Raw genomic sequence first — 18,907 nt, forward strand, 5'->3', positions numbered from 1 at the left:
TTAGCGGCTGCGGGAGGGGGCGAACGCCCCGGGGGTGGCACCGAGCACCCGGCGGAAGTGTCGGGTCAGGTGCGATTGATCATGGAATCCCGAACGGGCAGCCGCTGCCGCAGGCGGCACCCCGTCGACGAGGAGGCGACGGGCGAGGTCGATGCGTCGGCTCACGACGTACTGGTGCGGAGCGAGACCGTACGTCTGCGAGAACACGCGGATGAGATGACTGGGATGCACTCCGAACGCGGCAGCGACCTCTGCGAGCGTGAACGTCTCGGCGAAGCGGTCGTCGAGCTCTGCGCGGAGCCTGCGAGCGAGCGGGGAGTCGTCGCTCTCTGCGCTCGGCGCCCCCAGTTGCGCGAGCACGAGTCGCCGCACCGACAGCATCCAGTGCTCGGCTGCGAGAAGATCACCCGGAGCGGCGAGGGCTCCGTGGACGCGACGTATCGCCGCCATCACCGCCGGATCGGTGAGGGTCGGCTGCGCCACGGAGAGCGACTGCGCCCTGGTCGGCAGCCAGTCGCCGTCGAGGTAGACGACCCTTTTCCGATAGGGACGACCGGGGACCGCCGAGCGTCCGTCGTGCGGGATGCCGGGCGGCAGCAGAGTCAGGGCGCGCGGCGCGGCGATGTGCGAGGAGCGGTGCAGGCCGTACGAGACCGCTCCCTCGTCGACGAGCATCACCGCCCAGCCGTCGTGCGCGTGCATCGGATACGCATGCTGGAACGTCGCGTGATAGACCTCTCGAACGCCCGGGACCGCCGGATGCCACGCTCGGACGTCGTCTGCCACGCAACAAACGTACAAGACGACGCGGCGGCGGGCTCGGGATGCTGGAGGCATGACCGTTTCCCCCGCGACCTCCCTCGATCCCGATGCCGCCGTCCGTTTCGACACCAAGGTCGTGGTGCTGCTCGACGACCGCCTCGCCGCGTGGCAGGAGCTGAACGTGACCGCCTTCCTGACCTCGGGCATCACCGTGAGCGCTCCTGACCTCACGGGTGAGCCGTACCGGGACGCCGACGGCGTCGAGTACCTGCCGATGCTGCGGCAGCCCGTGATGGTCATGACGGCGCCGCCCGCTCTCCTGCGCGCCGCCAGGGCCAAGGCCTCCTCGCGCGACGACATGGCGGTCGCGGTGTACACCCGTCAGCTGTTCGACACCGGCCACGACGCCGCGAACCGTGCCGCGGTCGCCGCGGTCGGATCCGACGAGCTCGAGCTGGTCGGCGTCGCGCTGCGAGGTCCGCGCAACGCCGTGGACCGCCTGACGAAGGGTGCGCGGCTCCACGACTGACGACGGATCGCCGATCAGTCGTCGGCGTCGTCGATCGCCGCCTCGAGCCGCTCGATCTTCGCGTCGAGCTCGCCGGAGTAGCCGGGCCGGATGTCGGCCTTGAGCACGAGCGAGACCCGAGATCCGAACGGCATGACGGCCTCGGTCGCACGCTTGACCACATCCATGACCGTGTCCCAGTCCGGACCCTCGATCTCGGTGAACATGCTCGTGGTGCGGTGAGCCAGGCCCGATTCGCGAACGACTCGCACGGCGGCGGCGACCGCGTCGTGCACGGACGCGTCAGAGCGCGTCGATCCGTCGGCGGGGTCGCCGCTCGGGGCGACGGAGAAGGCGATCAGCATGGGTTCACTCCCTGATGGTGGACGGTCTGTGGGCGGGCACACGCACGAGGGCGCGGATGCCGATGGCGAGCAGGATGACGAGAAGCAGGTTGCGCAGGGTGAGCACGACCACGGGCAGCAGCTCGGCGCGCAGCAGGGCGTCGTAGTTCAGCGGATACACGAGGCAGGTGAGAGCGCACAGCGCGAGCACGACCACGGCGGGCGCCGTGGCTCTGGCACGGTCCAGGACCAGCCAGAGCACCACGGGGGCGATGAGCCAGGTCTGGAACTGCGGCGACCCGACCTTGTTGAGGACGATCAGCGTCGTCACGAGCGACAGCGCCAGGGGCGGCAGGAGGCGGAAGACGGATGCACCGCGCATCGCGGTGCGGGCGCCGATCCCCGCGATCACCAGGACCAGCACGATCATGAGCGGCGTCAGCACCGCACCGACGGCCTCCGCGCCCGCTGCGTCGATCTGGAAGGTCAGGATGTCGAAGCTGTACTCGATGCGCGCCGCACCGCCGACCGCGAGCCACACGAACGGCGTCGCGGCCACCGCCTCGATCTGCAGCCCGCGCCCCGTCTGCTCCGTGAGGAAGCCGAAGATCTCCGAATCGGCCCCGAGCACGAGGAGCACGCCGACGATCGCTGCGGAGACGGCGGCCGCGGTGAGCAGCATACGCATGCGGGTGGTCGCGGCCACGATCGCCGCTGCGAGCAGCGCCCCCGGCCAGATCTTGATCCAGGCGCCGATCGTGAGCAGTGCGGCGGCGACAGCGGGGCGGCGCGACACCCAGAGTCCGCCGATCACGGCGATCGGCACCGTGATCGCGTCGATCCGGTACAGGGCGATCGGGCCGAGCAGCACGAGCGCCGCGACCCAGAACCATGCTCCGAGACGCCGAGGCCGCGAGGGCGACCGTCCGACCAGCACCGCGAACGCGATCGCATCGAGCACGGCGACGAGCACCGCCCAGGCCACCAGGTACGCGTTCGACACTCCCATCGCGCCGACGAGCGGAGCCGCGAGCATCTTCGCAGCGACCATCGGGAGCAGCGCGAGCTGCGGGTAGACCCACGTCTCGGTGATCCCGACGATCGGTCCGCCCGAGAGCGCCGCCGAAGCCCACGGCTCGTACACGAGCACGACATCGCCCATCGGCTGGCTCGGGTACAGCCAGCCGGTCACGGCGGTGACGACGTGCACGGCGAGGAACGCCGCCCAGAGCAGCACGGCGTGCGCCGACACCCCTCGGCTCATGCCAGGAGTTCCGCGATGACGCCGGGGAGGGCGTGCGCGACGTCGAGTGCGACGATGGGATGCCCTGGCCTGCCGTCGTCGACTCCTGCAGCCCGCCGCGCAGCACGACCGTGGAGCCATGCCCCGGCTGCCGCGATGTCGGCGATCTCGGCGTCCGGGTTCGCGGCCAGGAGCGCTCCGAGGACCCCGCCCAGCACATCACCGGTGCCCGCGGTCGACAGCCACCCCGTTCCCGCTTCGACGGTGAGGGGAGGGCCGTCGGGACGGGCGATGATCGTGCGCGCCCCCTTCAGCAGCACGACAGCGCCGACGGCCTCTGCCACGGCCGTCGCGACGCCCTCGCGGTCGGCATTCTCGTCCACGCCCAGACGCTCCTGCAGGCGGGAGAACTCTCGACCGTGCGGCGTGAGCAGCATCGGCGCATGCGTCTCGGATGCCGTAGCGACGTCGGCCGCGAGATCCAGGGCACCCGCGTCGACGACGACAGCGTCCTCCCCCGCGAGGATCTGTCGCAGCTCGTGCTCCTCCTCCGCGGTGCGGGACGCGGCATCCGTGCCCGACCCGATCACCCAGGCTCCCACCCGCGCTCCGACCGCGTGCGGACTGACCACGGTCTCGGGCCTCCGCGCAAGCACGGCATCGGCCGCTCGCCCCTCGCCGATGTAGCGGACGAAACCGGCCCCCGCGCGCCACGCCGCCTCGACGCCCAGCACCGCGGCGCCTGGATACGCGGACGATCCGGTGCGCAGGCCGACGACGCCCCGCGAGTACTTGTCGTCGTCGGCGCCGGGCACCCGCAGGAATCGGGCGGTGTCGCCGCGGGACCATTCACGCGCTTCGGACATGTCTCCACGTTAGTGCGGCGACCCCGGCATGCCCCCGAGCGCCGTAGCGTTGTCGCGTGAGCATCCTCTTCTCCCCCGCGACCTTCCGATCCGTCACCGTCCGCAACCGCCTCTGGGTCTCGCCGATGTGCATGTACAGCGCCGTCGACGGCGTCGTGCAGGAATGGCACCACACCCACCTCGCCCAGTTCGCCTCCGGCGGCGCGGGACTCGTCATCGCCGAGGCGACGGCCGTCGTCCCCGAGGGTCGCATCTCCCCGCGGGACGCCGGGCTCTGGAGCGACGAGCAGCGCGATGCGTGGGCGCCGATCGTCGACGCGATCCACGCGCGCGGCGCCGCGGCGGGCGTGCAGCTCGCCCACGCGGGCCGCAAGGCCTCGACCTGGTGGCCGTGGGCCGCGGAGCGCGGCTCCGTGCCGGTCGACGAGGGCGGCTGGGTCACGACCGCGCCATCGCCGATCGCCTTCGAGGGCTACGCCGTGCCGACCGAGCTCGACGAGACGGGCATCGACGCGGTCGTCGACGGCTTCGTCGCTGCCGCTCGTCGCGCGGTCGACGCGGGCTTCGACGTGCTCGAACTGCACGGCGCGCACGGCTACCTCCTGCACCAGTTCCTCTCCCCCCTCTCGAATCAGCGAACCGACGGCTACGGCGGGTCGCTCGAGAACCGGGCGCGCCTGCTGCTTCGCATCCTCGACGCGGTGCGCCTCGAGGTGGGAGACGGCGTGCCGCTCTTCGTGCGGATCTCCGCCACGGACCACGCCGACAGCGGCTTCACGCCGGACGAAGCCGCGACGGTCGCGGCGTGGGCGACCGAGCACGGCGCCGACCTCATCGACGTGTCCAGCGGCGGGCTCGTCGCCCACCAGCAGATCGCCGTGCACCCCGGGTACCAGGTGCCGCTCGCCGAGACCGTTCGGCAGGGTGGCCGCATCCCCGTCTCGGCGGTCGGTCTCATCACCGCGGCGGAGCAGGCCGAGCGGGTGCTCGCCGAGGGCTCAGCCGATGCGATCTTCGCCGGGCGCGAGTGGCTGCGCGACCCGCACTTCGGTCTGCGGGCGGCGCATGAGCTCGGCGCAGACATCGCCTGGCCTCCGCAGTACGAGCGGGCGCGCTGGCGCTGAGGCACCGCCCGATATCACAGCGGCCCTCCGGATCGGATGATCCGGAGGGCCGCTGTCTGCGCATGTCAGTGCCCGCGCACGCGCCGCGTGGCGTCCTGCACCTCTCCGACGAGCTCCTCCAGGATGTCCTCGAGGAACAGCACGGCCGTCGTGCGGCCCTGCGCGTCGCGCACCTTGGCGAGATGACGGCCGGCTCGGCGCATCACGGCGAGCGCGTCCTCGAGGTCGGTGTCCTCCTGCACGGGCACCATGTGGTGGATCCGCTTGGCGGGGAGCGGCTCGAAGAGCTTCGCCTCGGCATCCGGCCCGTCCGACGCCCGCAGGATGTCCTTGAGATGGACGTACCCGACGGGAGCGTCCTCCTCGTCGACGATCACGTACCGGGAGAATCCGTAGCGGGCGACGGCCTTCTCGATGTCGTCCGGCGTGGTCGTCTGCGGCAGCGTCACGAGATCGCTGAGCGGCACCGCGACGTCCCTGGCCTTCTTGTCGGTGAACTCCACCGCCGCGGCGACCGCACCGGCGGTGTCCATGAGCACCCCTTCGCGGCGGGACTGGTCGACGATCGTCGCGACCTCGTCGAGCGTGAAGGTCGACGCGGCCTCGTTCTTCGGCTCGACGCGGAACAGGCGCAGCACGCCGTTCGCGGCGGCGTTCAGCACCCAGATCACCGGCATGAACGCCTTCGACACCCACACCAGCGGCGGAGCCAGCAGCAGCACCGCGCGGTCCGGAACCGAGAACGCGAGGTTCTTCGGCACCATCTCGCCGAACACGACGTGCAGGAACGAGACGATCAGCAGCGCGATCGCGAACGACACCGTGTCGACGACGGCATCCGACCAGCCGATCGCGTGCAGCGGAGCCGCGAGCAGGTGGTGGATCGCCGGCTCCGACACGTTCAGGATCAGCAGCGAGCAGATCGTGATGCCCAGTTGCGAGGTCGCCAGCATGAGCGTGGCGTGCTCCATCGCGTACAGCGCGGTCTTCGCGGACCGCGATCCCTGCTCGGCACGCGGCTCGATCTGCGAGCGCCGGGCGGAGATCACTGCGAACTCCGCGCCGACGAAGAAGGCGTTGGCGACGAGGAGCACCACGAGCCAGGCGAGTCCGGCCCAATCGCTCATCGGGTCACCTCACCCTCGACGTCGGTCGCTCCGGGGACGTAGCGGATGCGATCGACGCGGCGTCCGTCCATCCGCACGACGTGCAGCGTGCCGGTGTCAAGCGGAACCTCGTCTCCGACGGCCGGCACCCGCTCGAGCACGCTCATCACGTAGCCTCCGACGGTGTCGTACACGTCGCCCTCCGGGACGTCGACGCCGGCGCGGCGCCGGAGCTCGTCCGGTCGCAGCTCGCCGGGGAACGTGATGCCGTCGCGGCCGGTGATGACGCCGGCGCGCGTGCGGTCGTGCTCGTCCGAGACCTCGCCGACGATCTCCTCGACGAGGTCCTCCAGAGTGACGAGACCCGCGGTCCCGCCGTATTCGTCGACGACGACCGCCAGCTGGTAGCCGCGGGCCCGGAGCTCGGCGACGAGTCCGTCGACGTGCGCCGTCTCCGGCACCCGCAGCGGTTCGGTCGCCAGGGCGCCGGCCGGCACCTCGGCCCGCCGATCGCGCGGCACCGAGATCGCCGCCTTCAGGTGCACGACGCCGGTGATGTCGTCGAGGTCCTCGCCGTAGACGGGGAAACGACTGTGACCGGTCCGGCGCGCCATCCTCAGCACCTCGTCGGCGGGGTCGGCGGCGTCGATCGCGTGCATGCTCGGCCGCGCGGTCATCACGTCGGCCGCGGTGAGGCGGGAGAAGGTCAGTGTGCGGTCGAGCAGAGTCGCCGTGTCGGCTTCGAGCACGCCGGCGCTGGCCGAGCGGCGCACGAGCGACGAGAGCTCCTCAGCGGTACGCGCACCCGAGAGCTCCTCCTTCGGCTCGATGCCCATACCGCGCAGCACGCCGTTCGCCGAGCCGTTGAGCACGACGACCGCCGGCTTGAAGACCGTGGTGAAGGCGACCTGGAAGGGCACGACGAGCTTGGCCGTCTGCCTCGGCAGCGCGAGGGCGAAGTTCTTGGGCACCAGCTCGCCGAGGATCATCGACAGCGCGGTGGCGATCAGCATCGCGACGACCGTCGCGATCGGCGATACGGTCGCCTCGGGGAAGCTCCAGGCGAGGAGCGTCGGCCGCAGCATGTTCGAGATCGCCGGTTCCATGGTGTAACCGGTCAGCAGCGTCGTCAGGGTGATGCCGAGCTGCGCGGCCGAGAGGTGCGTGGACGTGTGCCGCAGCGCGCCGATCGTCATGGCCAGACGGGTCTCACCCCGCGCCTGACGCGCCTCGAGCTCGGCGCGATCGAGATTGACCAGTGCGAACTCGCTCGCGACGAACAGTCCGGTGCCGATCGTGAGCAGGAGCCCCACGCCCAGCAGGATGTAATCCATCACAGGTTCCCCTCACGAGCGAGAGGCGGGCGGTGGGGCGAGGTACTGCAACTGGGAGGGTCGTCCATAGTGAGCAGAATAATACGGGATCCGGCCCACGGACGGGCTGTCACCAGCTGACGGGGAGCGCCTTGCCCTCCTCGTATCCCGCCGCCGACTGCAGGCCGACGAGGGCCCTCTCATGGAACTCGGGCACCGACGACGCGCCCGCGTACGTGAACGAGGAGCGGACCCCCGAGGTGATCATGTCGAGCAGGTCCTCGACGCCCGGACGCAGCGGGTCGAGATAGATCTTCGACGACGAGATGCCCTCGGCGAACAGCTCTTTGCGCGCGCGCTCGTAGGCGTCGAGGCGCCCGAAGCGCGCCTGCACGGCCTTGGTCGACGCCATGCCCCACGATTCCTTGAACACGCGACCCTCGGCGTCCGACTGCAGCTCGCCCGGCGCCTCGATCGTGCCGGCGAACCACGAGCCGATCATGACGGATGCCGCGCCGGCGGCGAGCGCGAGCGCGACGTCGCGGGGGTAGCGCACTCCCCCGTCCGCCCACACGTGCGCACCGAGCTCGCGAGCGGCCTCTGCCGTCTCCAGCACCGCCGAGAACTGCGGGCGCCCGACGGCCGTCATCATGCGCGTCGTGCACATCGCCCCCGGCCCGACGCCGACCTTGAGGATCGACGCGCCCGCGTCGACGAGATCGCGGACGCCGTCGGCGGTGACGATGTTGCCCGCCACGATCGGGATGCCGAGGTCGAGGTCGGCCACGGCGCGCAGTGCGTGCAGCATCCCCTCCTGATGCCCGTGCGCGGTGTCGACGACGAGCACGTCGACACCCGCTCCGGCGAGCGCGCGCGCCTTGGCCGCGACGTCGCCGTTGATCCCCACGGCCGCGGCGACCGCAAGGCGGCCGTCGGTGTCCACGGCAGGGCCGTACAGGGTCGAGCGCAGCGCGCTGCGGGCACTCAGCGTGCCGACGAGGTGTCCGTGCCTGGTCACCGTGACCATCTCGACGCCCGCCTCTGTGATCACGTCGAAGGCGTGCCGACCGGAGCCGATGTCGTCGGCGTCGAGCGACGGCGTGCCGGCGTGCACGAGGTCTCCCAGCTGCGCATCGGGCAGTGCGGTCGCGAGCCTGGCCGCCGGGAGGATGCCGAGGATGCGGTCCGCATCGTACGGCGCCTCGCCTCTGGCGACCACGACCCCGTGTCCTGGGGCGGCGGGGAACAGGCGCAGCGCGTCGGCGACCGAGGCCTCCGGGGGCAGCACGACGGGGGTGTCCCACAGCACCGGCTGCGCCTTCACGTCGCGGATGGCCGCGTCGAGCTCCTGCAGGGGCAGGTCCTGCGGGAGCACTCCCAGACCGCCGCGCCGCGCCAGCACGGCGGCGAGTCGGGGACCGGTGACCGAGTTCATGTTCGAGGCCACCAGCGGCAGCGTCGCCGGTGTGCCGTCCAGCGGCGCCAGATCGACCTGGAGGCGGCTCGTGACGGCCGAACGACGCGGCACGAGGAAGACGTCGGAGTAGGTCAGATCGACCGAGGGCGATGCACCGGAGAATTCCATGAGTCCACGGTATCCGGATCGGCCGGACGCGGGGTCCTCGCCTGGACGATCCTCAGCGGAAACACGTTAGGCTTGATGGTCGAGAGTGTGCGGGCCCGGACGCATCCTGACGTCCTGATGCGCACACGTGGAATTCAGCGATGAAAGAGGGCGATCGAGCGTGTCGAACCAGGTGACCGGCGTCAGCGGCGACGGGGGGTTCGGAGCCAATTCCTGGCTCGTGGAAGAGCTCTACGAGCAGTTCAAGGTCAACCGCGACTCCGTCGACAAGGAGTGGTGGCCGATCCTGGAGAAGTACCACTCGGATGCCGGATCCGGCACGGCACCGGCGGCTCCCGAGGCTGCGCCGACGACGCACCCCGTGACGGCGCCGATCCCCGTCATCGGCGCCCAGCCCGTGGCGCGCACGACCGCGAAGCCCGCCGCGGCGGCGCCGATCCCCGCTCAGGCGCCGAAGCCGGCGGCCAAGGAGGCCGAGGACGCGGCGGAGGAGGACAAGGTCACTCCGCTCCGCGGACTGCCGAAGACCCTGGCCGCGAACATGGACGAGTCCCTGACCGTCCCGACCGCGACCAGCGTCCGCACCATTCCCGCCAAGCTGATGATCGACAACCGCATCGTCATCAACAACCACATGGCTCGCACCCGCGGCGGCAAGATCAGCTTCACCCACCTCATCGGCTGGGCGCTCATCCGCACGCTCGACGAGTTCCGCAGCCAGAACGTCTTCTACGCCGAGATCGACGGCAAGCCCTCGGTCGTCGCACCCGCGCACGTGAACCTCGGCATCGCCATCGACCTGCCCAAGCCCGACGGCACCCGCGCTCTCATGGTCCCGAGCATCAAGCGCGCCGACACCATGACCTTCTCGGAGTACCTCACGGCCTACGAGGACCTCGTCACCCGCGCCCGCAACAACAAGCTGACCGCGACCGACTTCCAGGGCACCACGGTCTCGCTCACCAACCCCGGCGGGATCGGCACCGTGCACTCCGTGCCGCGTCTCATGAAGGGCCAGGGCTGCATCATCGGCGCCGGCGCCCTCGAGTACCCGGCCGAGTTCCAGGGCGCGAGCCCGAAGACGCTCAACGAGCTCGCGATCGGCAAGACGATCACGCTCACCAGCACGTACGACCACCGCGTCATCCAGGGCGCCGGCTCCGGCGAGTTCCTGAAGAAGGTGCACGAGCTCCTCATCGGCCAGCGCGGCTTCTACGACGACATCTTCGCCGCACTCCGCATCCCGTACTCCCCCATCCGCTGGAACCCCGACATCGCGGTCGACCTCGCCGAGCGCGTCGACAAGCAGTCGCGGGTGCAGGAGCTCATCAACTCCTACCGCGTGCGCGGTCACCTGATGGCCGACATCGACCCGCTCGAGTACGTGCAGCGCTCGCACCCCGACCTCGAGATCGAGAGCCACGGACTCACGTTCTGGGACCTCGACCGCGAGTTCGTCACCGGAGGCTTCGGCGGCCGTCGTGTCGCCAAGCTCCGCGACATCCTCGGCGTGCTCCGCGATTCGTACTGCCGCACGCTCGGCATCGAGTACATGCACATCCAGGACCCGGAGCAGCGCCGGTGGTTCCAGGAGAAGGTCGAGGTCAAGTACCAGAAGCCCGGCCACGATGAGCAGCTGCGCGTGCTGCGCAAGCTGAACGAGGCCGAGGCCTTCGAGACGTTCCTGCAGACGAAGTTCGTCGGTCAGAAGCGCTTCTCGCTCGAGGGCGGCGAGTCGCTCGTCCCGCTGCTCGACGAGATCCTCCAGGGCGCGGCGACCGCCGGCCTCGAGGGCGCGGCGATCGGCATGGCCCACCGCGGACGCCTCAACGTGCTGACGAACATCGCCGGAAAGACCTACGGCCAGGTCTTCCAGGAGTTCGAGGGAACCCAGACCCCCGGCAACCAGCGCGGGTCGGGCGACGTCAAGTATCACCTGGGCACCGAGGGCACCTTCGTCGCGGACGACGGGTCCGAGCTCCCGGTGTATCTCGCCGCCAACCCCTCGCACCTCGAGACGGTCGACGGCGTGCTCGAGGGCATCGTGCGCGCCAAGCAGGACCGCAAGCCGATCGGCACCTTCACCTGGCTGCCGATCCTCGTGCACGGCGATGCGGCGTTCGCGGGTCAGGGCGTGGTGGTCGAGACGCTGCAGATGTCGCAGCTCCGCGGATACCGCACGGGCGGCACCGTCCATGTCGTCGTGAACAACCAGGTCGGCTTCACGACGCTCCCGAACGACTCGCGCACCTCGGTGTACGCCACCGACGTCGCGAAGACGATCCAGGCCCCCGTGCTGCACGTGAACGGCGACGACCCGGAGGCCGTCATCCACGTCGCGCAGCTCGCCTTCGAGTACCGCGAGCGCTTCCACCGCGATGTCGTGATCGATCTCGTCTGCTACCGCCGCCGCGGTCACAACGAGGGCGACGACCCCTCGATGACGCAGCCGCTCATGACCGACCTCATCCAGGCCAAGCGCTCGGTGCGCAAGCTCTACACCGAATCGCTCGTCGGCCGCGGCGACATCACCGAGGAGGAGTACGACCAGGCGAAGGCGGACTTCCAGAACCGGCTCGAGATCGCGTTCGCCGAGACCCACGCCGCCGAGACCGGCGCGACCCCGGTCGTGTCGGAGCAGGCACCGGTCGAGGAGCAGGTCGGAGCGCCCGAGGTGACGGGCGTGTCCAACGAGGTCATCCAGCTCATCGGCGACGCGTTCGTCAACAAGCCGGAGGGCTTCACGGTGCACCCGAAGCTGCAGCAGCAGCTCGAGAAGCGCCTGGACATGAGCCGCAACGGCAACATCGACTGGGGCTTCGGCGAGCTGCTGGCCTTCGGCTCGCTCCTCGTCGAGGGCACGCCCGTGCGCCTCGCCGGCCAGGACTCGCGACGCGGCACCTTCGTGCAGCGGCACGCGACCCTGCACGACCGCGCGAACGGCCAGGAGTGGCTGCCGCTGTCGAACCTCTCCGACTCACAGGGGCGCTTCTTCGTCTACGACTCGCTGCTCAGCGAGTACGCAGCGCTCGGGTTCGAGTACGGGTACTCGGTCGAGGCGCCGGAGGCGCTGGTGCTGTGGGAGGCGCAGTTCGGCGACTTCGTCAACGGCGCCCAGTCGGTCATCGACGAGTACATCTCGGCGGCGGAGCAGAAGTGGGGTCAGCAGTCCAGCGTCACGCTGCTCCTCCCCCACGGCTACGAGGGACAGGGCCCCGATCACTCGTCCGCGCGGATGGAGCGCTTCCTGCAGCTCTGCGCACAGGACAACATGATCGTCGCTCGTCCGTCCACGCCCGCGTCGTACTTTCACCTGCTGCGCCGCCAGGCCTACGCGCGCCCCCGCAAGCCGCTCATCGTCTTCACCCCGAAGGCCATGCTGCGTCTGCGCGGCGCGACGAGCCCGGTCGAGGCGTTCACACAGGGCCGTTTCGAGCCCGTGATCGACGACGGTCGCGACCTCGATCGCAACGCCGTCAAGCGCGTGCTCGTGCACTCGGGCAAGGTGCACTGGGATCTGCGTTCCGAGCTGGAGAAGAACCCGAACCCCGAGATCGCGCTCGTGCGGCTCGAGCAGCTGTACCCGACACCCATCGAAGCCCTCAAGGCCGTCACCGACTCGTACCCGAACGCCGAGCTGGTGTGGGTGCAGGAGGAGCCGGAGAACCAGGGCGCCTGGCCGTTCCTGGCCCTGGCCTTCGCCGACGTGCCAGGCGACCGCTCGTTCCGCCCGATCGCACGTGCGGCGTCCGCATCGCCGGCGACCGGGTCGTCGAAGGTGCACGCCGCCGAGCAGACGAAGCTGCTCCGTGAGGCACTGACGCTCGCCTGAGCGGACACCCGCTCAGCAGAAGCACGAAGGGCGCCGCGACCGAGGTCGCGGCGCCCTTCGTCGTGCGGGACGGTGTCAGTACCAGATGTCCAGGCCCGGGGCCGGAGTGCTCATGAACGAGCGGTCGATCGCGGCCACGGCATCCGCATCCGCCTCGATGCGACCTGCACCGTGCAGCGCGGAGGCACGCACCCCACCGGCGTAGAGCGAGGAGAGCGCCGAGACATCGAGCTCGACATCCGGGGCGCCCGTGCTCGCCGGCTCGACCTGGGCCGCCCCGTCGGCACCGATCCGAAGTCGCCACTCGCCGTCGGCGAAACCGAGCACGTCGCGCACACCGAGCACGAGGTCGAGAGGTGCCGCGTAGCGGCGCGCGGTCAGGCAGGCAGCGACGTCGAGGATGCGCAGCCACCCGTGGTCGTGCAGCGTCTGCGTGACGCCGCGCTGATCGTGCACGAGCCACGGCAGGGGGTCGTCGACCGGACGCAGCTCGGCTTCGACCCCGTCGACGAGGTCGTGCTCCAGGGCGAACCTCCAGAGCTCCGCCGTCGCTTCGGCCGTCTCGGCCACGAGGAGGCGCACGGAAAGGGTGTGCCTCCAGGCGGTGCCGGATCCCTCCTCGGCGAGCGTGTACGCCATGGCCCCTCGCACCTCGCCCGATCCGTCGCGGTAGCGCACGCCGCGCACCCTGTCGCGGTCCGAGTCACTGGGAGACAGCCCCGCCATCCCGCCCCACCGGGCGGACCACCCGGGGATCTGACCGGGACGCCCGGTGCGGGCCCGTTCGTGGACCGCGCCCAGCTCGTCCGCCAGCGCGTCGCGGTCGATGTACTCGAGACGCCCGGGTGCCGCAGGCGCGGCCCAGCCCGCGCGGCGCGCATCGACGCGGTAGCGCATCACGGGAACGGCCGAGCCGAAGCCGTAGCGCCCGTAGATGGTGGCCTCCGACACGGTGAGTCCCGCGAGCGGCACCCCGGCTGCGGCAGCGGCTCGAAGCTCCCCCTCGAGGAGTGCGCGGGCGATGCCGCGGCGACGGTGGGTCGCGGAGACGGTGACCCCGCTGATCGCCCACATCGGCAGTTCGCCCCCACCGGGGAGCGTCATGGGCGTGACCCAGGAGTCGATCGTCGCCACAGGCCGACCGTCCGGCACCGCGGAGTCGTACACGCCCGTGTTCCGGCGGGACTCGAAGGTGGGCCGTCCGAACGCGAGCGCTTCGGCGGTCGACTCCGGGCCGAGAAATCCGCGCGACACGGCGCGCTGGAACGCCTCAGCCGCAGCCGCATCGCTCACGTCGATCACGCGGTAATCGAGTCCTCGTGCAGACAGGCGTCCGGCGGATGCGGAGTCGGCGGGGATGTCGCGGGCGTCGATGATCGTCATGCCCCCAGCCTATGGGCGGCGACAGACGCCGACGAGTGCGCAGACGGCGCCGGGGTCAGTGCTGCGCGGCCTGCACCTCGCGGAGACGCGCGAACACCTGGTCGCGCAGCTCCTCGGGCGCCGTCTCTCTGCACGCCCTGGCGACGACCTCGGTGAGGGTCTTCGCCACGAGCGCCTCATCCCGGCAGGACGGGCAGTTCTCGAGATGCTCGCGGATCTCCGAATGCTCGGTCTTGCACACCTCGTTGCGGAGGTACTCCTCCAGATCCTGGCGGGCCTTGTCGCAGCCGCAGTCGCTCATTTCCTGCTCCTCGTGTCGGCCGCGGAGATTCCCCGCTCCGCGGCATAGTCGGCCAGCAGCTCGCGAAGCATACGCCTGCCCCGGTGCAGGCGGCTCATCACGGTGCCGATGGGCGTCTTCATGATGTCGGCGATCTCCTGGTAGGCGAAGCCCTCCACGTCCGCGAGGTACACCGCCAGACGGAAGTCCTCGGGAACCGCCTGCAGAGCGTCTTTCACGACGGATGCCGGCATGTGGTCGATCGCCTCGGCCTCCGCCGACCTGCTGTGCGATGCGGTCGTCGACTCCGCGCCGCCCAGCTGCCAGTCCTCGAGCTCGTCGATGGTCCCCTGGAACGGCTCCCGCTGCTTCTTGCGGTAGATGTTGATGTACGTGTTCGTGAGGATCCGGTACAGCCAGGCCTTGAGATTCGTGCCCTGCGCGAACGTCGACCAGGAGCCGTACGCCTTCACGAACGTCTCCTGCACGAGGTCGGCCGCATCGGCGGGATTGCGCGTCATGCGCATCGCCGCCGCGTAGAGCTGGTCCATGAAGGGCAGCGCCTGCTCCTCGAACTCGCGTCGAGGGTCGCCGACCGTGTCTACCGTCTCGGTGTCATCCATCACCGGCCAGTCTAGGCCGCCGAGTCGCACCGAACCGCGTTCGAGCGTGGCGAGCATTCTCTCTCCTCCTGGGCGAGTCCGCGCCGATCGGTGAGGCGAGGACTCGTTGTCACTAAGGTGGGAACCGATGAGCGCCAACAGGTATTCCCCGTCCCCGGCCCAGGGCTCCTACGCCGCGCCGACGACCGCTGATCCCGTGCGCGCCACGCTCACGATCCCCGGCTCCAAGTCGCTGACGAACCGCGAGCTCATCATCGCCGCGATCGCCGACGGTCCCGGTCGCCTCATCGCCCCGCTGCACTCCGACGACTCGCGCCGGATGGTCGACGCACTGCGCGCTCTGGGGGTCGGCATCGAGGAGGTCGAGGGAGACGGCGAGTTCGGGCCCGACCTGGTGGTGACACCGGCGAAGCTCCGCGGCGGCACCACGATCGACTGCGGTCAGGCGGGCACCGTCATGCGCTTCATCTCGCCGCTCGCGGGCCTGGCCGAGCACGACGTGCATCTCACCGCGCACGAGACCGCCCTGCATCGCCCGATGGGCGGCCTCATCAGCGCTCTGCGCGACCTGGGTGTCGACATCGACGACGAGGGCACCTGGGCGCTGCCCTTCACGATCCGCGGTCACGGTCGCATCCGGGGCGGACGCGTCGAGATCGACGCCTCCGCGTCCAGTCAGTTCGTCTCCGGCCTCCTTCTCGCGGCACCGCGCTTCGACGTCGGCCTGCACCTCGTGCACACCGGCGAGCACCTGCCGAGCCTCCCCCACATCGACATGACGATCGAGGCGCTGAGCCGCCGCGGCATCCGCATCGAGCGCCCGGCGGTCGGCGAGTGGCTCGTCGAGGCCGGAGTGCCGCGGGCGAAGGAGATCGCGATCGAGCCCGACCTCTCGAACGCCGCCCCCTTCCTGGCGGCAGCTCTCGTCTCGGGCGGCGCCGTCTCGGTGACGGGATGGCCCGTGCATTCGACGCAACCCGGCGCCCTCCTGCCAGAGATCCTGCAGGCGATGGGCGGGCACGTCAGCCGGCACGGCGGTGCGCTGACGGTCAAGGCGGGAACCGAGATCCGCGGTCTCGACCTCGATCTGTCCGCCGCGAGCGAGCTGACGCCGACCCTCGTCGGCCTCGCGGCGTTCGCCTCCGGTCCGACCACCATTCGCGGCATCGGCCACATCCGCCTGCACGAGACCGACCGCATCGCGGCGCTGATCCGCAATCTTCGCGAGCTCGGCGGCGAGGCGGAGGAGCTTCCGGACGGCCTGCGGATCATCCCCCGCGAGCTGCACGGCGGCGTGTGGATGGCGCACCACGACCACCGCATGGCGACGACGGGAGCGCTGGTCGGGCTGCGGACCGCCGGCGTCGAGGTCGACGACATCGGCACCACGGCCAAGACCCTTCCCGAGTTCACCCTCCTCTGGGACAGGATGCTGCGAGGCGCGGCCGCGTGAGCTGGCTCGACGACTCCGACGACCTCGACGACGAGTACGAGGAGTACGACGAGAGCGACATCCGCACGCGTCCGAACCCGAAGGCCAACCGTCCCCGGACCAAGCGCCGGCCAGCGCACGACGACGCGCAGATCGGCCGCGTGCTGGGCGTCGATCGGGGCCGGTACACCGTGATGATCGGCGAGGACACCGCCGAGGAGCGGACCATCACGGCCGCCAGGGCGCGCGAGCTCCGTCGCACGCCCATCGTCACCGGCGACCGCGCGCGCGTGGTGGGCGACACCTCAGGGGACGAGGGCACCCTCGGCCGGATCGTGGGCATCGTCGACCGCACGTCGCTGCTGCGTCGCAGCGCCGACGACACCGATCAGGTCGAGCGGGTCATCGTCGCGAACGCCGATCAGATGCTCGTCGTCGTGGCTGCCGCCGACCCCGAGCCGCGGGAGCGCCTCGTCGACCGCTATCTCGTCGCTGCGCTGGATGCCGGCATCCGCCCCCTCCTGGTCGTCACCAAGACCGACCTCGCCGACCCCTCGGCCTTCCTCTCCCACTTCGACGGCCTCGACCTGCGCGTCTTCACGAGCGCCCGCGACGAGATGCCGGTCGACGAGATCGGCGAGGCCCTCATCGGTCACTCGACCGTGTTCGTCGGTCACTCCGGGGTGGGCAAGTCGACGCTCGTGAACGCGCTCGTACCGAGCGCTCTCCGCGCGACAGGGCACGTCAACCAGGTCACGGGCCGCGGCCGCCACACCTCCTCGTCGACGGTGTCGTTGCGCTATGAGAGCGCTGCCGGTCGAGGCTGGGTCATCGACACCCCTGGCGTCCGCTCGTTCGGTCTCGGACACGTCGACCCCGCGAACATCCTCGCCGCGTTCACCGAGTTGGCCGCGATCGCCGAACAGTGCCCGCGAGGCTGCACGCACCTGCCCGACGCGCCGGATTGCGCACTGATCGAGGCGGCGGAACGCGGGGAGCTGAGCGAGACCGGCATGGCGCGTCTCGACTCGCTGCAGCGGCTGCTGCAGACCTTCGCCGACAAGGCGGAGCAGGCGCCCGGCCGCTAGGCTGAAGGCGTGACTGAGCGCCTCGACACCGGATCCGCAGCCCCCGAGTTCACCCTCGCCGACCAGGACGGGAACGACGTCTCCCTCGCCGACCTCCGCGGGCGGAAGACCGTCCTCTACTTCTACCCGGCGGCGATGACCCCGGGCTGCACCACGCAGGCGTGCGACTTCCGCGACAGCATCTCCTCCCTCGAGGGAGCCGGATACCGCGTCGTCGGCATCTCGCGCGACGAGCCGTCGAAGCTCAGGGCGTTCCGCGAGCGCGACGGTCTCACCTTCACGCTCCTCAGCGACCCCGATCACGCCGTGCACGCCGCCTACGGCGCGTGGGGCGAGAAGATGAACTACGGCAAGGTCGTCGAGGGCGTCATCCGCTCGACCTTCGTGCTCGACGAGGAGGGCACGATCACGCTCGCTCAGTACAACGTCAAAGCCACCGGGCACGTGGCTCGGCTGCGCAAGCAGCTCGGTATCGACGCCTGAGCGTCATTCCGTCGGACGCGCGTTCTCGGCGCGGGCGCTCGCGACGAGCAGCGCGAAACCGAGCGCACCGGGTAGGCCGAGGGCGAGCGTGAACAGCCACTGCACGGGCTGGATCGTGAGCGACGCGAGCGCGAGCGCGACGGCGAGGACCTGGAACACGATCCCGCCGGAGCGCGCCCACGAGCGTCCGCCGTTCGCGCCCACTGCGAAGGCGATGAGAGCGGCCGCGCCGAGGAGTGTCAGCACGATCAGCGCGAGCGCCGTCGGCAGCGACGCGGCATTCCCGGCGCCCAGGCCGATCAGCTCGATGAGCGCGAACACGATCAGCGCCAGGCCCTCCAGAGCCAGGACGGCGGCGGCGGCGCGAGCCAGGGCTGGTGAGCGCACGATGTCTCCTGAGAATCGAATGAGAAGCGAAGAAACCCTTGATTTCGCCGGTTTCATGTAACAGAATAGACAGCGTCATGTGCTCCCACAGCGGCGTGGGGCGGGCTTCCTGCCCGCATCACAGAATGCGGGCATCCGTCCGTATCTCAACAGGGTAGCTGAACCCGAACTGCGACCCGAAATCCGAGTCATCGCGCTGCGACGACTCACAAGTCCCACACCGAGGAGCCCCCATGGATTGGCGCGACAAGGCCGCCTGTTTGACTGTCGACCCCGAGCTTTTCTTCCCGGTCGGCAACACCGGCCCGGCCGTCGACCAGATCGAGAAGGCGAAGACCGTCTGCGCCACCTGCACGGTCACCGAGATCTGCCTGCAGTACGCGCTCGAGACCAGCCAGGACTCCGGCGTCTGGGGCGGTCTCTCCGAGGACGAGCGTCGCGCCCTCAAGCGGCGCGCAGCGCGCGCCCGTCGCGCCTCCTGATCCGCGTCGCGCCCCGCGCGATGAGAAACGGCCCGAGACGATGTCTCGGGCCGTTCTCGTGACCGA

At 70.4% G+C, this 18,907-nt stretch carries 18 protein-coding genes; 7 read left to right on the plus strand and 11 right to left on the minus strand.

Annotated features, from left to right (window positions below; genetic code table 11):
- Complete coding sequence (locus tag AUC47_RS08200) at positions 1-786, minus strand: helix-turn-helix transcriptional regulator (RefSeq protein ID WP_256999486.1); 786 nt, start codon at positions 784-786, stop codon at positions 1-3.
- 49 nt (positions 787-835) lie between these two features.
- Here AUC47_RS08200 and AUC47_RS08205 point away from each other — a divergent pair, with 49 nt between their 5' ends.
- Positions 836-1,291: a DUF2000 domain-containing protein gene (locus AUC47_RS08205; RefSeq protein WP_096714725.1), complete on the plus strand. Its 456-nt coding sequence runs from the start codon at positions 836-838 to the stop codon at positions 1,289-1,291.
- A 14-nt stretch (positions 1,292-1,305) separates the two neighbouring features.
- Here AUC47_RS08205 and AUC47_RS08210 read toward each other — a convergent pair whose 3' ends face one another.
- Genes AUC47_RS08210 through AUC47_RS08220 form a run of 3 tightly spaced genes read right to left on the minus strand, consistent with a single transcriptional unit; the run spans position 1,306 to position 3,723 of the window.
- Positions 1,306-1,635 carry a thiamine-binding protein gene (locus AUC47_RS08210; protein WP_096714726.1) on the minus strand — a complete coding sequence of 110 codons (330 nt, stop codon included), beginning with the start codon at positions 1,633-1,635 and terminating at the stop codon, positions 1,306-1,308.
- 4 nt (positions 1,636-1,639) lie between these two features.
- A complete protein-coding gene (locus tag AUC47_RS08215) occupies positions 1,640-2,878 on the minus strand; it encodes a hypothetical protein (protein ID WP_096714727.1) in 1,239 nt (412 codons plus the stop codon).
- The gene (locus AUC47_RS08220; RefSeq protein ID WP_096714728.1) at positions 2,875-3,723 is read right to left on the minus strand and encodes an NAD(P)H-hydrate dehydratase; all 849 of its coding nucleotides are present in this window, start codon (positions 3,721-3,723) and stop codon (positions 2,875-2,877) included. The genes AUC47_RS08215 and AUC47_RS08220 overlap by 4 nt, the downstream gene beginning before the upstream one ends.
- Before the next feature lie 56 nt (positions 3,724-3,779).
- Between AUC47_RS08220 and AUC47_RS08225 the strand changes: the two genes are divergently transcribed.
- A complete protein-coding gene (locus AUC47_RS08225; RefSeq protein ID WP_096714729.1) occupies positions 3,780-4,847 on the plus strand; it encodes an NADH:flavin oxidoreductase/NADH oxidase in 1,068 nt (355 codons plus the stop codon).
- 65 nt (positions 4,848-4,912) lie between these two features.
- Here AUC47_RS08225 and AUC47_RS08230 read toward each other — a convergent pair whose 3' ends face one another.
- The 3 genes from AUC47_RS08230 to AUC47_RS08240 form a co-directional block, all read right to left on the minus strand.
- On the minus strand, positions 4,913-5,974 hold the full coding sequence (locus AUC47_RS08230; RefSeq protein WP_096714730.1) for a hemolysin family protein: 1,062 nt from the start codon (positions 5,972-5,974) through the stop codon (positions 4,913-4,915).
- Positions 5,971-7,287 (minus strand): hemolysin family protein, encoded by a 1,317-nt coding sequence (locus tag AUC47_RS08235; RefSeq protein ID WP_096714731.1) that lies wholly within the window; start codon positions 7,285-7,287, stop codon positions 5,971-5,973. Before AUC47_RS08235 ends, AUC47_RS08230 begins: the two co-directional genes overlap by 4 nt.
- Positions 7,288-7,396: 109 nt before the next feature.
- On the minus strand, positions 7,397-8,851 hold the full coding sequence (locus AUC47_RS08240; RefSeq protein ID WP_096714732.1) for a GuaB1 family IMP dehydrogenase-related protein: 1,455 nt from the start codon (positions 8,849-8,851) through the stop codon (positions 7,397-7,399).
- Positions 8,852-9,011: 160 nt separating this feature from the next.
- Here AUC47_RS08240 and AUC47_RS08245 point away from each other — a divergent pair, with 160 nt between their 5' ends.
- Positions 9,012-12,683 carry a multifunctional oxoglutarate decarboxylase/oxoglutarate dehydrogenase thiamine pyrophosphate-binding subunit/dihydrolipoyllysine-residue succinyltransferase subunit gene (locus AUC47_RS08245; protein ID WP_096714733.1) on the plus strand — a complete coding sequence of 1,224 codons (3,672 nt, stop codon included), beginning with the start codon at positions 9,012-9,014 and terminating at the stop codon, positions 12,681-12,683.
- Between the two features lie 75 nt (positions 12,684-12,758).
- Here the strand turns inward: AUC47_RS08245 and AUC47_RS08250 are convergent, their stop codons facing one another.
- Genes AUC47_RS08250 through AUC47_RS08260 form a run of 3 tightly spaced genes read right to left on the minus strand, consistent with a single transcriptional unit; the run spans position 12,759 to position 15,026 of the window.
- Positions 12,759-14,066, minus strand: a complete 1,308-nt coding sequence (locus tag AUC47_RS08250; protein ID WP_096714734.1) for a GNAT family N-acetyltransferase — start codon at positions 14,064-14,066, stop codon at positions 12,759-12,761.
- Positions 14,067-14,121: 55 nt separating this feature from the next.
- The gene (locus AUC47_RS08255; RefSeq protein ID WP_096714735.1) at positions 14,122-14,367 is read right to left on the minus strand and encodes a zf-HC2 domain-containing protein; all 246 of its coding nucleotides are present in this window, start codon (positions 14,365-14,367) and stop codon (positions 14,122-14,124) included.
- Complete coding sequence (locus AUC47_RS08260; protein WP_096714736.1) at positions 14,364-15,026, minus strand: sigma-70 family RNA polymerase sigma factor; 663 nt, start codon at positions 15,024-15,026, stop codon at positions 14,364-14,366. Before AUC47_RS08260 ends, AUC47_RS08255 begins: the two co-directional genes overlap by 4 nt.
- A 70-nt stretch (positions 15,027-15,096) precedes the next feature.
- Between AUC47_RS08260 and aroA the strand changes: the two genes are divergently transcribed.
- Genes aroA through bcp form a run of 3 tightly spaced genes read left to right on the plus strand, consistent with a single transcriptional unit; the run spans position 15,097 to position 17,972 of the window.
- Positions 15,097-16,422: a 3-phosphoshikimate 1-carboxyvinyltransferase gene (gene aroA / locus AUC47_RS08265; RefSeq protein ID WP_096714737.1), complete on the plus strand. Its 1,326-nt coding sequence runs from the start codon at positions 15,097-15,099 to the stop codon at positions 16,420-16,422.
- The gene (gene rsgA / locus AUC47_RS08270; RefSeq protein ID WP_096714738.1) at positions 16,419-17,489 is read left to right on the plus strand and encodes a ribosome small subunit-dependent GTPase A; all 1,071 of its coding nucleotides are present in this window, start codon (positions 16,419-16,421) and stop codon (positions 17,487-17,489) included. The genes aroA and rsgA overlap by 4 nt, the downstream gene beginning before the upstream one ends.
- Positions 17,490-17,498: 9 nt before the next feature.
- Positions 17,499-17,972, plus strand: a complete 474-nt coding sequence (bcp, locus tag AUC47_RS08275; RefSeq protein ID WP_096714739.1) for a thioredoxin-dependent thiol peroxidase — start codon at positions 17,499-17,501, stop codon at positions 17,970-17,972.
- Between the two features lie 3 nt (positions 17,973-17,975).
- Here bcp and AUC47_RS08280 read toward each other — a convergent pair whose 3' ends face one another.
- Positions 17,976-18,359, minus strand: coding sequence for a hypothetical protein (locus AUC47_RS08280; protein ID WP_096714740.1), 384 nt, complete (start codon positions 18,357-18,359; stop codon positions 17,976-17,978).
- A gap of 233 nt (positions 18,360-18,592) precedes the next feature.
- Between AUC47_RS08280 and AUC47_RS08285 the strand changes: the two genes are divergently transcribed.
- Complete coding sequence (locus AUC47_RS08285; protein ID WP_017203224.1) at positions 18,593-18,841, plus strand: WhiB family transcriptional regulator; 249 nt, start codon at positions 18,593-18,595, stop codon at positions 18,839-18,841.
- Positions 18,842-18,907: the final 66 nt, after the last annotated feature.

Source organism: Microbacterium sp. SZ1 (assembly GCF_002362255.1).
Lineage (GTDB): Bacteria > Actinomycetota > Actinomycetes > Actinomycetales > Microbacteriaceae > Microbacterium.